At 58.9% G+C, this 14,637-nt stretch carries 14 protein-coding genes; 8 read left to right on the top strand and 6 right to left on the bottom strand.

Annotated features, from left to right (window positions below):
* Nucleotides 1-100: 100 nt before the first annotated feature.
* The 3 genes from ACIPY9_RS15625 (at nucleotide 101) to ACIPY9_RS15615 (ending at nucleotide 3,068) form a co-directional block, all read left to right on the top strand.
* Nucleotides 101-1,552: an alanine/glycine:cation symporter family protein gene (locus ACIPY9_RS15625; RefSeq protein WP_400702897.1), complete on the top strand. Its 1,452-nt coding sequence runs from the start codon at nucleotides 101-103 to the stop codon at nucleotides 1,550-1,552.
* Between the two features lie 26 nt (nucleotides 1,553-1,578).
* Nucleotides 1,579-2,583, top strand: a complete 1,005-nt coding sequence (locus tag ACIPY9_RS15620; RefSeq protein ID WP_400702894.1) for an asparaginase — start codon at nucleotides 1,579-1,581, stop codon at nucleotides 2,581-2,583.
* Nucleotides 2,584-2,825: 242 nt separating this feature from the next.
* Nucleotides 2,826-3,068: a hypothetical protein gene (locus ACIPY9_RS15615; RefSeq protein ID WP_400702891.1), complete on the top strand. Its 243-nt coding sequence runs from the start codon at nucleotides 2,826-2,828 to the stop codon at nucleotides 3,066-3,068.
* 178 nt (nucleotides 3,069-3,246) lie between these two features.
* Here the strand turns inward: ACIPY9_RS15615 and ACIPY9_RS15610 are convergent, their stop codons facing one another.
* From ACIPY9_RS15610 to ACIPY9_RS15600, 3 genes are all read right to left on the bottom strand, one after another.
* Nucleotides 3,247-4,134: a bestrophin family protein gene (locus ACIPY9_RS15610; protein ID WP_400702888.1), complete on the bottom strand. Its 888-nt coding sequence runs from the start codon at nucleotides 4,132-4,134 to the stop codon at nucleotides 3,247-3,249.
* A 121-nt stretch (nucleotides 4,135-4,255) separates the two neighbouring features.
* Nucleotides 4,256-5,467 carry a YeeE/YedE family protein gene (locus ACIPY9_RS15605; RefSeq protein ID WP_400702885.1) on the bottom strand — a complete coding sequence of 404 codons (1,212 nt, stop codon included), beginning with the start codon at nucleotides 5,465-5,467 and terminating at the stop codon, nucleotides 4,256-4,258.
* 72 nt (nucleotides 5,468-5,539) lie between these two features.
* A complete protein-coding gene (locus tag ACIPY9_RS15600; protein ID WP_400702882.1) occupies nucleotides 5,540-7,096 on the bottom strand; it encodes a PLP-dependent aminotransferase family protein in 1,557 nt (518 codons plus the stop codon).
* 90 nt (nucleotides 7,097-7,186) lie between these two features.
* Between ACIPY9_RS15600 and ACIPY9_RS15595 the strand changes: the two genes are divergently transcribed.
* The 4 genes from ACIPY9_RS15595 to ACIPY9_RS15580 all read left to right on the top strand — a co-directional run bounded on the left by ACIPY9_RS15595 (nucleotide 7,187) and on the right by ACIPY9_RS15580 (nucleotide 9,725).
* The gene (locus ACIPY9_RS15595) at nucleotides 7,187-7,810 is read left to right on the top strand and encodes an FMN-binding negative transcriptional regulator (protein WP_400702879.1); all 624 of its coding nucleotides are present in this window, start codon (nucleotides 7,187-7,189) and stop codon (nucleotides 7,808-7,810) included.
* Between the two features lie 12 nt (nucleotides 7,811-7,822).
* Nucleotides 7,823-8,269: a GNAT family N-acetyltransferase gene (locus ACIPY9_RS15590; protein WP_400702876.1), complete on the top strand. Its 447-nt coding sequence runs from the start codon at nucleotides 7,823-7,825 to the stop codon at nucleotides 8,267-8,269.
* A gap of 16 nt (nucleotides 8,270-8,285) precedes the next feature.
* Entirely contained in the window at nucleotides 8,286-8,966 is a 681-nt protein-coding gene (locus ACIPY9_RS15585) for a GNAT family N-acetyltransferase (RefSeq protein WP_400702872.1), read from the top strand.
* Between the two features lie 138 nt (nucleotides 8,967-9,104).
* Nucleotides 9,105-9,725, top strand: coding sequence for a hypothetical protein (locus tag ACIPY9_RS15580; RefSeq protein WP_400702869.1), 621 nt, complete (start codon nucleotides 9,105-9,107; stop codon nucleotides 9,723-9,725).
* A 164-nt stretch (nucleotides 9,726-9,889) separates the two neighbouring features.
* On the opposite strand, the gene oadA is transcribed toward ACIPY9_RS15580, so the two are convergent.
* Nucleotides 9,890-11,695 (bottom strand): sodium-extruding oxaloacetate decarboxylase subunit alpha, encoded by a 1,806-nt coding sequence (oadA, locus tag ACIPY9_RS15575; protein WP_400702866.1) that lies wholly within the window; start codon nucleotides 11,693-11,695, stop codon nucleotides 9,890-9,892.
* Between the two features lie 104 nt (nucleotides 11,696-11,799).
* A complete protein-coding gene (locus ACIPY9_RS15570) occupies nucleotides 11,800-13,215 on the bottom strand; it encodes an acetyl-CoA carboxylase biotin carboxylase subunit (protein ID WP_400702863.1) in 1,416 nt (471 codons plus the stop codon).
* Nucleotides 13,216-13,437: 222 nt separating this feature from the next.
* On the opposite strand from ACIPY9_RS15570, the gene ACIPY9_RS15565 reads away from it, so the two are divergent.
* Nucleotides 13,438-14,391 (top strand): LysR family transcriptional regulator, encoded by a 954-nt coding sequence (locus ACIPY9_RS15565; RefSeq protein ID WP_400702860.1) that lies wholly within the window; start codon nucleotides 13,438-13,440, stop codon nucleotides 14,389-14,391.
* Here the strand turns inward: ACIPY9_RS15565 and ACIPY9_RS15560 are convergent.
* Nucleotides 14,342-14,563, bottom strand: a complete 222-nt coding sequence (locus ACIPY9_RS15560; RefSeq protein ID WP_400702857.1) for a PA3496 family putative envelope integrity protein — start codon at nucleotides 14,561-14,563, stop codon at nucleotides 14,342-14,344. The two genes, ACIPY9_RS15565 and ACIPY9_RS15560, sit on opposite strands and share 50 nt — an antisense overlap.
* Between the last annotated feature and the right edge of the window lie 74 nt (nucleotides 14,564-14,637).

Here is a 14,637-nt window from a genome sequence, read left to right as displayed (position 1 = left end):
ACCGCAAATGAAGATTCCGTTACACAACAAAGCGGCTACAGACGTAAAAACTTTGCACCGGTATAGTGCGCCCCCTCAAAAGTAGCGAGGAATAACAAAAATGTTGGAAATGATTAACGACTTCCTCTCGGGTAAGGTCCTTATCGTCCTTATCGTAGGCCTTGGTAGTTACTTCACTATCCGCTCACGTTTCGTCCAGTTTCGTCACTTCTTGCACATGTTCGCGGTTTTTCGCGACAGCTTGCGTAGCAGTGCAGGTCAACTGAGTTCTTTCCAGGCCCTGATGCTCAGCCTTGCGGGCCGCGTCGGTGCAGGCAACATTGCGGGTGTCGGCCTTGCCGTGACACTCGGCGGCCCGGGTGCCGTGTTCTGGATGTGGGTCACCGCACTGGTCGGCATGTCCAGCAGCTTCATCGAGTGTTCGCTCGCCCAGCTCTATAAACGCAAAGACTCCGAAGGCCAGTTCCGCGGCGGTCCATCGTTCTACATTCAGTACGGTCTGGGCAAACGCTGGCTGGGTATGGTCATGGCGCTGTTGCTGATGGTGACATTCGGCTTTGCCTTCAACGGCCTGCAATCCCATGCCGTGACCGACTCGCTCAATAGCGCCTTTGGCGTCGACACCAAGACCACCGGTATCTGCCTGGTTGTCCTGCTGGGCCTGGCATTCGTCGGCGGCATCAAGCGTATCGCAGCCATTTCCGACCTGCTGGTACCGGTCAAGACCCTGATCTACATCGCCGTGACCATTTACGTCATCGCCATTCAGATCGAACACGTTCCCGGCATGCTGCTGACCATCGTCAAGAGCGCATTCGGCCTCGATCCCGTCTTTGGCGGTCTGATCGGCAGTGCGATCGTGATGGGTGTCAAACGTGGCGTGTTCGCCAACGAAGCCGGTCTGGGCAGCGCCCCTAACGTGGCCGCCGTCGCTCAGGTCGAACACCCGGTTTCCCAGGGCGTGGTTCAGGCATTCAGCGTATTCCTCGACACCTTCGTGATCTGCACCTGTACTGCCCTGCTGATTCTGCTGTCCGGTATCTATGACGTGGGTTACAGCGGCAACGGTATCGTTCTGGCGCAGAACTCCCTCGCTGCCGTCGTCGGTGACTGGGGTCGTATCTTCATCAGCGTGGCTCTGGCCCTGTTCGTTTTCACTTCGATCCTCTACAACTACTACCTGGGCGAAAACAGCCTGCGCTTCCTGGTAGGTGAGAAGATCCAGGCGATCATCGGCTACCGCGTTCTGGTTCTGGCCCTGATCCTCTGGGGTGCCGTCGTCGACCTCAACACCGTGTTCGCCTTCGCCGACATCACCATGACCATGCTGGCTTTCGTCAACCTGCTGGCTCTGGCCATGCTGTTCAAGGTCGCCATGCGTATCCTGCGTGACTACGATGACCAGCGTAAGGCCGGTATCAAGACCCCCGTCTTCGATTCCAGCAAGTTCCCGGATCTGGATCTGGACCGTAACGCCTGGCCTGCCAACCCGACGCAACAGCCTCAGGCTGGCGCCGATGCGCAGACCAAACCGGCTTCACAAGCACACTAACCACCGAAATGCCGCAGGAGAGAACCATGAGTCATGATGCATACACACCCGCTCAGCGAGTAATGGTTCTCTATACCGGCGGCACCATCGGCATGCAGGCCAGTGCCAATGGCCTGGCTCCAGCCTCCGGTTTCGAGGCAAGGATGGCCGGGCAACTGGCCGACCTTCCCGAACTGGTCGTGCCGCAATGGCGTTTTCGCGAGATGTCGCCACTGATCGACAGCGCCAACATGACGCCCGATTACTGGCTGCGCCTGCGTGAAGCGGTGATCGAAGCCGTGGATGTGGACGGCTGCGATGCGGTGCTGGTGTTGCATGGCACCGATACCCTGGCCTACAGCGCTGCCGCCATGAGCTTCCAGTTACTGGGGCTCGCGGCACCGGTGGTCTTCACAGGTTCCATGCTGCCAGCCGGCGTACCGGACAGCGATGCCTGGGAAAACGTCAACGGCGCCCTGCTTGCACTGGGTTCCGGACTGGCCTCCGGCGTTCACCTGTACTTCCACGGCGAACTGCTGGCACCCACCCGCTGCGCGAAAATCCGCAGCTTCGGTCGTCATCCGTTCGCCCCGCTGCAACGCTTGCGCAACGGTCAGGCTGCACCTTCACTGCCTGAAGCACTGGATTATCGCCGGGCCAAAACCCTGGCGAACGTCGCGGCACTGCCACTGTTCCCCGGTATCGGGGCCGCGCAGATCGACGGTCTGGTCGACAGCGGTATCAAAGGTCTGGTGCTCGAATGCTTCGGCAGCGGCACCGGCCCGAGCGATAACCCGCAGTTCCTGGCCAGCCTGGAGCGTGCCCAGCAACAGGGCGTCTGCGTGGTCGCAATCACGCAATGCCACGAAGGCGGTGTCGAACTGGACGTCTATGAAGCCGGCAGCAAGTTGCGTGGCGTTGGCGTCCTGTCCGGCGGCGGCATGACCCGTGAAGCGGCGCTGGGCAAGCTGCATGCGCTGCTCGGTGCCGGTCTGGAGATTGCTGAAGTCCGGCGTCTGATCGAGCTGGACCTGTGTGGTGAACTGCGCTAATCGCCCATGAAGGCATCAGGATCGACAGACGTCGATCCTGATCCTTCATGCCCTCCCCCCTCAACACTTCGCGAAAGCCCCCTTCCTCTCCCGAAACGCTGCTTGAACGACCGCGACAGTCGATGACATTCGGCACGGTTTTTAGGCGTCATCCGTATAGAAAGCTGTCATTTATGACAGTTGTTTGAATGCCCTTCCTTACTCATATTGAACGCTCCTTACATGAAAAGGCAGGTGCGGACATGACAAGCCAAGAAGCCAAGGACAAGGTCAACAGTTTTCCTGAAGGCACGAAACTTCGCCTGACAGGTTATTTCGATTTCCCCAACCGGGACACCGATCGCATAGGGAAAGTCGTAAGCTTTGGGGACAACGCACTGACCCTCGACGAATGCGACGGGACAGACCTTAAAGTCTTGAACTACGACAAGATCTTAAGGATTGAAATCGATAAAGGGCTGATTCCCCCTTATATGGGCAGATAAAACCAGAGGACGGGATAGCCTGAAACGAAGGGTGTTCCGGGTATTGAGGTCAGCCTGCCCACAGCCATCGCGCCAGGCCGTCCTGTCGCTCAGCGAAGCCTTGAGGGTCGGCCCGACAAGCTGCCCGAATCCGGCCTTGCTTCCCACAGGCGCTGTGTTTATCGAAACCCTGAAAGCACTACGCCACCTTGCTTTCCACCTCGGCCCCTCGAAGCATCGAATCGAGGTTACGCTCGATGTTCTCGCACAAGGCCGTCATCTGGATTTCATGCTCGCTGGCACGAAACGGGCTTTGCAGGTCGGTGCCAATCTTTTCGATGGCCAGCAGCATGAAGCCCACGACAGTGGAGGCCAGAGGCGTAAACCAGCCCAGTGTCTCCACCAGCCCGATGGGGACAATGATGCAGAACAGGGTAATGAACAGCCGCGGGAATGCCACGTACGGATAAGGCAACGGGGTATTGGCGATGCGCTCCATGCCCCCCTGGCAATTGGAGATATCCACCATCGTCGACTCGAGACGGGCCAGACGAATACTGTCCAGACGCCCCGCCTGATACTCCTTGGCAATCAGCGCAGCAGAGGTATTGAGCAAGTCATTGGGGAAGTTGTTGGTTTCCTGACGAAGCGCGAACTCCTCGCGGGAAATCAGCGCCTGCACATCGGCACTGCAGATATCCCCCTTCAGATGCGCGGACAGGCACTTCACATAGGCCACATGCCGCCGCAACAGCATCGCCTTGACCGGGTTGATATCACCGTCGTCCTCGATCAGCGTCAGCACCTGCCGCGCGAAGCTGCGGGAGCTGTTGACCAGCGCTCCCCACAGCGTCCGGGCTTCCCACCAGCGGTTATAGGCACTGGAATTACGGAAACTGATGAGTACGACAAGCGCCGAACCCAGCAGGGTCAGCGGCATGGAAGGCAGTGTGATCTTGCGCTCCAGATAGAGCATGAAATCGACCGTGACGATCACATCCCAGATCAGCAGCCAGAACAGTGACCACCCCACATACCCGATTGTCCGGCTCAGAAATCGGGACTTCTCAATGATCGCTTGCCGCAAGAAACCACCTCATAGATAAAAGCGCGGGACTGCAAATACCCGACCGGCTACGTAGGCTTTGAATACCATTCGTGCAGATCGTTCGCAGACAGACACTTTTATCCATGAGGCCCGGTCTTGATCAGCAACCGCTCAAGGCGACCTGAGGGCGCTCGCCGGGGAAAAAGAACGGCCGAAAACGCACACCCACGACGTTACCGGCATAAGCCGCCAGCAACCACAGCCAGCCATGCAGGCTGCCCGACGCAATCCCGCTGAAGTACGCGCCAATGTTGCAGCCGTAGGCCAGACGCGAACCGTAGCCCAGCAACAGGCCACCGACGACCGCCGCAACCAGTGAACGCCTGGGGATGTTCAGGTTCGGCGCAAAACGTCCCGCCAGGCCTGCCGCCAGCAATGCACCGATCATGATGCCGATATCCATCACGCTGGTAATGTCCTGCCAGACCGGAGCCGCAAGCGCCTTGGCGTTTGCAGGCATCTGCCAGAACGCCCAGCTGCCGACATCCACACCCAGGCTACCGGCCACTTTTGCGCCCCACAGCGCGAAAGCCGACGTGATCCCCCAGGGACGACCGGCCAGCGCCAGGGTCGCGTAGTTCAGCAACGCCAGAGCCACCGCTCCCCAGACCAGGATCCAGGGACCGCGCAGGAACCGCTGCAGGCCACGGTGTTCGCTGGTGACAGGGGCTTCAAGCTGACCATGACGCTGCTTCTCGAGACGCACAGTCACCCACGCAATCAAGGCGAACACCGCCAGACTCAACACCAGAGCAGGCATCACACCAAAGCTTTTCACAATGGATGTGGCCGGGAATGAAGGCAGCGCGAACCACCAGTCGACATGTTGAGTCGAAATCAATGAGCCCAGGATGAAGAACAGCAAGGTCACCAGCATCCGGGCATTGCCGCCACCGGCCGTAAACAGCGTGCCCGAGGCACAGCCGCCGCCCAGTTGCATGCCGATACCGAAGATGAATGCGCCGAACACCACCGATACACCTACCGGAGCGACCAGACCGTTGACCGGCTGTCCAAACAGGCTACCTGCGCCCAGTGCCGGGAAAAACAACACTGTCGCAACGGCCAGCATGACCATTTGCGCCCGAAGGCCTGCGCCACGTCGCTCCTTGATGAAGACCCGCCAGGCCGAGGTGAAACCGAATGCCGCGTGATACAGCGTCAGGCCCAGAGCCGCACCAACGATCAACAACAGCACCTGGCGCACGCCGACACTGCTGAATAGAAACATCGCTGCGAACAGCAGCAGGAAAACAGCGATCAACGCTGCACCAGGCTTGCGCGAAGGCACAGCCGTCAGGGAATTGCTCATGAAAAATCTCGGTTAGAAGGAGTAACGGCGCGCAGTATATCGTTGTCAGCCGTATACAAGCCCCTTCCACTGTCACCAGACCTGGCGCAACCGCTCCAGCGCATCGGCAATCGCGGGCTCGGGTACGCCAGCAAAGCCCAATACCAGACCGGCACGGTTATCCACAGGCTCGGAAGATTCCGGCAACCAGAAGTCGCTCAACGGACTGATTTCAACACCGGCACCGGCGGCCCTGGCGATCAATTCACGCTCACGCGCCAGACTGTCCACCCTGACCGTAACGTGCAGGCCGGCAACGGCTCCGGGCATCGGCGCACAGCCCGGCAAAGACTCGGGCCAGCCTGCCAGCAACGCATTGCGCCGACTCAGGGCCGCTCGGCGCATGCGTCGGATATGCCGCTGGAAATGCCCTTGGGCAATAAACTGTGCCATGACCATCTGGGTACTGACTTCGGAGTGCCGCATGTCCACAGCCCGGCGTTGAGTGAAGGCCTTGACCAGCCCTTGCGGCAAAACCAGATACCCCAGGCGCAAGGCCGGGAAAGCCACCTTGCCGAAGGTGCCGATATACAGAACCCGTCCCTGCGTATCCAGCGCCGCCAGAGGGGCCAGCGGCGCACCGCTGTAACGGTATTCGCCGTCATAGTCGTCTTCGACAATCCAGCCTTGGGTCTTTTGTGCCCAGCCCAGCAATTCCAGACGGCGGGCCAGGCTCATCACTACCCCCGTCGGGTATTGATGCGAAGGCGTGACATAGGCCAGCTTGCAGCCGGTCTGCTCAAGATCCTCACAACGCATACCCTCTTCATCCACTGCCATCCCCTGCAAACGCGCCCCGGCGATGGCGAAGGCATGACCTGCCGCACGATAACCGGGGTTTTCCACAGCCACCCTGTCTCCCGGCTCAAGCAGCAATTGTGCACAAAGGCTGATCGCCTGTTGTGCGCCACTGGTGATCACTATTTGTTCAGCCGAGCAATACAGACCGCGAGAGGAACGCAGGTACAACGCAATCAGCTCTCTGAGTCGCCATTCTCCCGCCGCCTCGCCATAACCCAGTTGCTGAAGCGCCGGCTTGCGCCAAAAGGCCGCATGCAGCTTGCCCCATACGGCAAAAGGAAACAGATCGAAAGCCGGAATGCCCACCCGAAAAGCGCAGGGTCCCCCTTTGGGCGGCGTCTTCAGATGGTGCTTTTGCAACAGTTCCAGCCTTGGGTTGTGGATAACTTGATCGACCGTATTTTGAATGATTTCAGGGGATTTTGTGGATAACCCTGTGCGTAACCTTGTTGATAAGCCTGTGGACAATTCAGTGGATAATTTTTCCGTGCCCGAACTTTCAACCGCTACGATTTGATCGGGCAACCGGGCCACATAGGTTCCATCCCCTACCCGCCCTTCAACGAAGCCTTCGGCATACAACTGGTCGTAGGCACGCATCACGCTGTTGCGGGAAATCGATAACGATTCGGCCAGGTCACGGCTGGCAGGCAGACGGGTGCCCCCGCCCAGCCCGCCCTCAAGAATCCGCTGACGCAGTACCTCATACAGCTGCCGGCTCAAACCTCGTTGCCGGTCCAGTTCGATACCGGTCAGGTCCAGCGGAAAAGCGAGCGCGTCTGAAGACATGAAATTGGCCCCATGAAATCTATCGATAATGGCTCTTACAACGAACCAATAGCTTGCCTAGGATTGACGCATCGACCAAGAGAAAATGCCATGTACACACCCGCCGCCTTCCGTGAGAGCGAAACGCTTCACTTGCATGAGCAAATGGATCAGACCCGCCTGGCCATTCTCGTTACCCATGGCGAACAAGGCTTGCAGGCCACCCACCTGCCCCTGCTGCTCTGTCGCGAACAAGGTCCTCACGGCACGCTTTATGGCCATCTGGCCAAGGCCAACCCGCAATGGCGAGCCCTCGAAAACCCGTCATCCGCGCTGGTGATCTTCCCCGGTGCCGACGCGTATGTAAGCCCGTCCTTCTACCCGAGCAAGGCCGAACACGAGAAAGTCGTCCCCACCTGGAATTACCTGGCGGTACACGCTTACGGCCAGGCCGAGATCTTCACGGACACCGAGCGCTTGCACTGGCTGGTGGGCAACCTGACCGACAAGCATGAATCTCGCCGTGCCCAACCGTGGTCGATCCACGACGCACCGGCCGATTACATCGAGAAAATGCTGGGTGCCATTGTCGGTTTTGCCCTGCCCATCGAGCGCTTGCAGGGCAAACGCAAACTCAGCCAGAACCGCAGCGCCGAAGACATCGCAGGCGTACGCGACGGACTGGCCGCCAGCCACGACCCGAAAGATCAGGAAACCGCTCGCTGGATGAGCTAACAGGAGAACACCATGACCGCCGTTCACATCCGCCCCGTCAGTGCCGACGATCACGCCGCATGGCTTCCGCTGTGGAAGGCCTATTTGCAGTTCTACAAGACCGAGCTGGCCGAAGGCGTCAGCGAAGTCACCTGGCAGCGCATGCTCGACACGAACGAACCCACGAATGCCGCGTTGGCGTGGCGGGATGGCAAGGCTGTGGGCATGGTGAATTTCATCTACCATCGCTCCAACTGGAGCATCAGGAACGCCTGTTATCTACAGGATCTGTTCGTGGCTCCTGAACAGCGCGGCACCGGTATCGGCAGGCAGTTGATCGAACATGTCTACGCGACCGCCCAGGCCAACGATTGTGACAAGGCCCACTGGCTGACCCACGAAACCAACGCCACCGCCATTCAGCTGTATGAACGTATCGCTGAGCGCGGTGGCTACATTCAATTTCGCAAGGCGCTTTGAAACAGGAAGTCTGCTCATGTCCGACACCCCGCTGCACTGGCAACCGGCAACCCTTCCAGGCAAAAAGACACTGGAAGGCCGCTTCATCCGCCTGGAAAAACTCGATCCGGCACGGCACAGCGATGATCTCTGGCTCGCGCTTCAGGGGCCGGATGCCGATCCGAAACTCTGGGATTACCTGCCTTACGGGCCGTTCAACGAACGCAGTGATTTCGATGCCTGGCTGGCACGGCATGCGGTGGACACCGATCCCTGGTTCTACAGCGTGGTCGAGCAGGCTACGGGGAAAGCCGAGGGCGTGATCAGCATGATCTCCATCGTCGCGCTGCATGGTCGGGTGGAGATAGGCCACGTCACCTTCGGCGCAACCATGCAGCGGACACCCAAAGGCACCGAAGCGGTCTACCTGCTGGCCAGGGAAGCCTTCGCTCTGGGCAACCGTCGCCTGGAATGGAAGTGCAACGCCCACAACGCCCGCTCCAAGCGGGCCGCCGAGCGTTTCGGTTTCAGCTACGAAGGCACCTTTCGACAACACATGGTGGTCAAGGGCGTGAACCGGGATACCGCCTGGTATTCGATTCTCGACACCGAATGGCCGGACCTGCAAAAGGCATTCGAGGGTTGGCTGTCTGTGGATAACTTCAAGAATGGGCAGCAAGTGTCAGGGCTGGAAAGCTTTTCGCGCCGCCAGTCCTGAGGGCACCACCCACGACCTACATGCCGTTACATAATCGGCATCACGCGCCATGGCAATCAGCACCGGGCAGGCTAGGGTTCAAGGCATGCCAATCAGGCATGAACCCGATCAGTCACAAACAACAAGGACGTTGTGAACATGGATACAGAAGCCACTTTTCTGCCCCCCGCTGTACTGGCCGCCACTCAGGCAAGCCCTTCCAACCCGTGGCGTGCACCGGCTGCCGTCCTGCAACAGGGCAAATACGGCAGCCTCATCATTGATCGCAGGGAACTGAAAAAGGCCGTACCGGCCAGTAACAGCCAGTACCTTTTTTCCGAAACCGGTGCGGGCGTTCAAACGCTGGTCATGATCGGCACGCCCCTGCAAATCATGGCCTTCCTGCTTGCTCATCAGAATCAGGGCATCGACAACAGGATTGCGGCGCTACCGGATATCTACATGGGTATCGCGCCCTTCAAGCCAAAGAATCGCTTCACTGGTATTTTCCCCATCGGCGACACGCTGGTCAGGGTTGTCAGCTATTTCAGCAGCACCATCCCCGTTCCGGAGTGGGTCACACTGGTTGCCAGCCCGACCTCCCTGGAAGCCATGCATGCCTCGATCTCCGGCCTGAGCGAAAGCCAGAGACAGACTGGCGAGACACTGTATGTGAAGTTCAGCTACTTGCCGGAAGACGGCATGCAGAAGGTCGGCAAGAAGACCCTCAGCTTCCGGCAGGTGTTACATGCCATGCAGGCGCGCTACAAGAAACCATAAAAAAGGGGAGCCACGAGTGCTCCCCCAGAGGAAATTGATCCGATTATTCACAGCTGATACCACTCCTGCAGGAGCGAATTCATTCGCGATGACGTCATGGAAGGCTATAGATTTCCTTCAATTTCACGGGACTCTCGCGAATGAATTCGCTCCTACGTAGAGGGTTACTCGATCTCGACCAGAATCTCGCCAGGGTTGACCCGGTCACCCTTGGCGACATGAATCGCAACCACCTTGCCAGCGATGGAAGCCTGAACCTCGGTTTCCATCTTCATGGCCTCGGTGATCAACACAGCCTGACCGGCCTTGACCGTATCCCCGGCCTTGACCAGCACATCCACGATGTTGCCCGGCATGGTCGTGCTGACATGACCCGGTGCATGGGCCTGCTTGCGCTTGCTGGCTCCGCCGCCGACAAATTCGTTGAGCGGCTCAAACACCACTTCTTCCGGCATGCCGTCGATGGACAGGTAGAAGTGACGCTTGCCTTCGGCCTTGACCCCGACCCCGGTGATGTCCACACGATAGGTTTCACCGTGAACATCGATCACGAACTCGGTCGGGACACCTTCACCCCCCGCCTGACTCACACTGCCCGCTTCCGGAATCGGTAGCAGCTCTTCAGGCTTCAGGGTGCCCGCAGCACGCTCCTCCAGAAACTTGCGGCCAATGTCCGGGAACATCGCGAATGTCAGCACGTCCTCTTCGGATTTCGCCAAGTCTCCGATTTCACCCCGCAACTTGGTCATTTCCGGCTTGAGCAGATCAGCCGGGCGCACATCGATCAGATCTTCGTTGCCGATGGCCTGACGACGCAGCTTTTCATCCACCTGACCCGGTGCCTTGCCGTAACCGCCTTGCAGGTACAGCTTCACTTCATTGGTGATGGTCTTGTAACGCTCGCCCGCCAGAACGTTGAAAAACGCCTGGGTGCCAACGATCTGCGAGGTCGGCGTGACCAGCGGTGGATAACCCAGATCCTTGCGAACACGCGGAATTTCGGCCAGCACTTCACCCATGCGGCTAAGCGCGCCCTGCTCCTTGAGCTGGTTGGCCAGGTTGGAAATCATCCCGCCCGGTACCTGGTTGACCTGTACGCGGGTATCCACGGCCGTGAATTCGCTCTCGAACTGGTGGTACTTCTTGCGCACGGCATAGAAGTACAAGCCGATCTCCTGCAACAGCTCCAGGTCCAGGCCTGTATCGAACTCGCTGCCCTTGAGGGCGGCGACCATGGACTCGGTCCCCGGATGGCTGGTGCCCCAGGCGAAGCTGGAGATGGCGGTGTCGATATGATCAGCGCCGTTTTCAACCGCCTTGAGCTGACACATGGCCGCCAGACCTGCGGTGTCATGGGAGTGAATAAAGACCGGCAGCGATTGCTCGGCCTTCAATGCCTTGACCAGTTCACCCGTGGCAAAAGGCGTCAGCAGCCCCGCCATGTCCTTGATCGCCACCGAGTCGCAACCCATGGCTTCCATCTGCCGGGCCTGCTCCACAAAAGCCTTGATGGTGTGCACCGGGCTGGTGGTGTAGGCGATGGTGCCTTGCGCATGTTTACCGGCGGCTTTCACCGCTTCGATGGCGACGCGCAGGTTACGCACGTCGTTCATGGCGTCGAAGATGCGGAACACATCGATCCCGTTTTCGGCTGCCTTGGCGACAAAGGCCTTCACCACGTCGTCGCTGTAATGGCGATAGCCCAGCAGGTTCTGGCCGCGCAACAGCATTTGCAGGCGAGTGTTGGGCAAGGCCGCACGCAACTGGCGCAGGCGCTCCCACGGGTCTTCCTTCAGAAAGCGCACGCAAGCGTCAAAAGTCGCACCGCCCCACATTTCCAGCGACCAGTAGCCCACCTTATCGAGCTTGTCGCAGATCGGCAGCATGTCTTCGGTGCGCATGCGGGTCGCCAGCAGCGACTGGTGTGCATCACGCAGGATAGTGTCGGTGACAAAGATTTTCTTGGGCATGTTCGGTTCTCCTCATGGCCACAAGCTTCAAGCTACAAGCCGCAAGTAAAAAGCGAGTCTGCTTTCACTTGTAGCTTTCCACTTGCAGCTTGCCGCTCACATATTCATAAGCCCGCGTGGGCAGCGATGGCAGCGGCAATAGCCAGGGCAAGCTCTTCAGGTTTGCGCTTGATCGAGTAGTTGGTCAGTTCAGGGTGGCTTTCCACGAAGCTGGTGTTGAACTGGCCACTACGAAATTCCGGGTTGCGCAGGATTTCCTGATAATAGGCGGCGGTGGTCTTCACACCCTGCAGGCGCATGTCATCCAGTGCACGCAGGCCGCGATCCATCGCCTCTTCCCAGGTCAGCGCCCAGACGATCAGCTTCAGGCACATGGAGTCGTAGAACGGCGGGATCGTGTAACCGGTGTAGATCGCCGTGTCCGTTCGCACGCCAGGCCCGCCAGGGGCGTAATAGCGGGTGATCTTGCCGAAGCTGGGCAGGAAGTTGTTCTTCGGGTCCTCGGCATTGATCCGGAATTGCAGGGCAAAGCCGCGATGGATGATGTCTTCCTGCTTGATCGACAGCGGCTGGCCTGATGCGATGCGAATCTGCTCGCGAACGATGTCGATGCCCGTGATCTCTTCGGTGATGGTGTGCTCCACCTGGACCCGGGTGTTCATCTCCATGAAGTACACCTCGCCATCGGCGAGCAGGAACTCCACGGTGCCAGCATTCTCGTAGCCCACGGCCTTGGCCGCACGCACCGACAAATCACCGATATAGGCCCGCTGTTCGGGGGTCAGTTGCGGGCTGGGAGCGATTTCGATCAGCTTCTGGTTACGGCGCTGGATGGAACAGTCGCGCTCGAACAGATGCACCACATTGCCAAAGCTGTCACCGAGGATCTGGGCCTCGATGTGCTTGGGATTGACGATGCACTTTTCCAGAAAGACCTCAGCCGACCCGAATGCCTTGGTGGCTTCGGAAATCACCCGTGGGAAGGCCTGCTCCAGTTCATCACGGCTGTTGCAGCGACGAATGCCACGCCCGCCACCACCGGAGGTCGCCTTGAGCATCACCGGATAACCGATGCGGTCGCCTTCGAGCAGCGCTTCATGGATATCGGCCACGTTGCCTTCGGTACCCGGCGTGACGGGCACCCCCGCCTTGATCATGCTGCGACGCGCTTCGGTCTTGTCGCCCATGCGACGGATGACCTCGGCTGACGGGCCGATGAATTTAACGCCGCGTTCGGCGCAGATTTCCGCCAGTTCGGCGTTTTCCGAGAGGAAGCCGTAACCGGGATGCAGGGCATCGCATCCGGTCTCCACTGCCAGGTTCACCAGCTTGCGCGGGTTCAGGTAACCGGCGAGAGGTTCAGCGCCAATGCTATAGGCTTCGTCGGCACGTTTGACATGCAGCGCATGTCGGTCGGCGTCTGAAAAGATCGCGACCGAGCGGATGCCCATTTCGGCGCATGCACGCACGATCCGAACGGCGATCTCTCCACGGTTGGCGATCAGGATTTTTGTTATCACTGGCATTTCCTCGACCATAAGGACTATCGAACCGGCAATGCCGGTCGGCGCAGAACCGCATGACGCAGTGTAGTCGCTACCTTTTTGTAACTGCGTATGTGACTCAAGGGCGCAGAAACACCCTATGCCGGATCAGCGATTAATAAAAATGAGTAAAAATTGGGTTACATATAAACAAAAGCTTATAGTCAGTGTTTCGGCGGTGAGCGGGAGTTTTTAGAAATGCGTAAGTCATTGATGCGCATGACATTGCGTCAATTGCGTATTTTCAACGAGGTCTGCGACCTGCGCTCCTACAGCCGCGCCGCCGAAGAAATGTCCCTTACCCAACCGGCGGTCAGCCTGCAGATTCGTCAGCTCGAGGAACTGATTGGCCAGCCCCTGTTCGAGTATGTCGGCAAGAAGCTGTACCTGACCGAAGCCGCCGAGGCCCTGCAACTGGCCAGCCGTGACATTTTCGGCCGTCTGGAAAGCCTGGATATGCAGCTCTCGGACATGCAGGGTTCATTGCAGGGTCAATTGAAACTGGCGATCGAATCGAGCTGCAAATACTTCATCCCGCATCTGTTTGCAGCCTTCAAACGTCAGCACCCGGAAGTCATCCTCAACCTGACGGTGGTCAACCGTGCTCTGGTCATCAGACGCCTGTCGGATAACCGCGATGACCTGGTGGTGATGTCCATGGTGCCCCAGGACATGGGCCTGGAGTTTCTGCCGTTCCTCAACAACCCGATCGTGGCCGTCGCGCCGTCGGATCATCCGCTGTGCGCCCGGGAACACCTGAGCCTGAAAGACCTCGAGCCCTGGCCGCTGCTGATTCGTGAGCCAGGGTCGGGCACACGCAAGGCCTGCGAAGAATATTTCAAGGAGAAACGGGTGCATTTCACCCAGACACAGGAAGTGTCATCCAGTGAAGCTCAGCGCGAGTGCGTGGTTGCGGGACTGGGATTGGCCATATTGACCCGCCACGCCGTCAGCATGGAACTCGCCACCGGCGCCCTCAAGGAGCTGCCCGTGGCGGAGTTGCCACTCTATCGCAGCTGGTGCGTGGTCCAGGCGAAGGACAAGCGTCTGTCTCCGGTCGCTCACGCCTTCCTGGCGTTCATCCGCACCGAACGTGCGCAGATCAGCCAGCTTGTCGAGCGTTTCGACGGGCGTCCCCGGACAACTGGCTAGCCTGCCAGTGGTTGCCGGTCATGCCGTCGATGTAATCGCAGAGATCCTGATTGAGCTGACGCGCCTCGCAGTAACTCTCGATTGCGCGGCGAAACTCCATTCGGCGCTGATCTTCCTGCTGACGACGTGTCTTGACGGTGCTGTTGGGTAAGTCATCGTAATGCCGAGCCATGTCCTGTCTCCCAATTACGTTGCGGGAGTACAGAGTGACGTCAGGCCATGACGATCAGGCGGCGAATGCATGAC

It is taken from the genome of Pseudomonas sp. NPDC089734 (genome assembly GCF_044748865.1).
Lineage (GTDB): Bacteria > Pseudomonadota > Gammaproteobacteria > Pseudomonadales > Pseudomonadaceae > Aquipseudomonas.
This window is presented reverse-complemented; position numbering and strand designations above follow the sequence as displayed.

Excerpts from the sequence above, each read along its gene's own strand:
- ACIPY9_RS15625 (WP_400702897.1), top strand. The coding sequence starts at position 101 with ATGTTGGAAATGATTAACGACTTCCTCTCGGGTAAGGTCCTTATCGTC.
- ACIPY9_RS15620 (WP_400702894.1), top strand. The coding sequence starts at position 1,579 with ATGAGTCATGATGCATACACACCCGCTCAGCGAGTAATGGTTCTCTAT.
- ACIPY9_RS15615 (WP_400702891.1), top strand. The coding sequence starts at position 2,826 with ATGACAAGCCAAGAAGCCAAGGACAAGGTCAACAGTTTTCCTGAAGGC.
- ACIPY9_RS15605 (WP_400702885.1), bottom strand. The coding sequence starts at position 5,467 with ATGAGCAATTCCCTGACGGCTGTGCCTTCGCGCAAGCCTGGTGCAGCG.
- ACIPY9_RS15600 (WP_400702882.1), bottom strand. The coding sequence starts at position 7,096 with ATGTCTTCAGACGCGCTCGCTTTTCCGCTGGACCTGACCGGTATCGAA.
- ACIPY9_RS15595 (WP_400702879.1), top strand. The coding sequence starts at position 7,187 with ATGTACACACCCGCCGCCTTCCGTGAGAGCGAAACGCTTCACTTGCAT.
- ACIPY9_RS15590 (WP_400702876.1), top strand. The coding sequence starts at position 7,823 with ATGACCGCCGTTCACATCCGCCCCGTCAGTGCCGACGATCACGCCGCA.
- ACIPY9_RS15585 (WP_400702872.1), top strand. The coding sequence starts at position 8,286 with ATGTCCGACACCCCGCTGCACTGGCAACCGGCAACCCTTCCAGGCAAA.
- ACIPY9_RS15580 (WP_400702869.1), top strand. The coding sequence starts at position 9,105 with ATGGATACAGAAGCCACTTTTCTGCCCCCCGCTGTACTGGCCGCCACT.
- oadA (WP_400702866.1), bottom strand. The coding sequence starts at position 11,695 with ATGCCCAAGAAAATCTTTGTCACCGACACTATCCTGCGTGATGCACAC.
- ACIPY9_RS15565 (WP_400702860.1), top strand. The coding sequence starts at position 13,438 with ATGCGTAAGTCATTGATGCGCATGACATTGCGTCAATTGCGTATTTTC.
- ACIPY9_RS15560 (WP_400702857.1), bottom strand. The coding sequence starts at position 14,563 with ATGGCTCGGCATTACGATGACTTACCCAACAGCACCGTCAAGACACGT.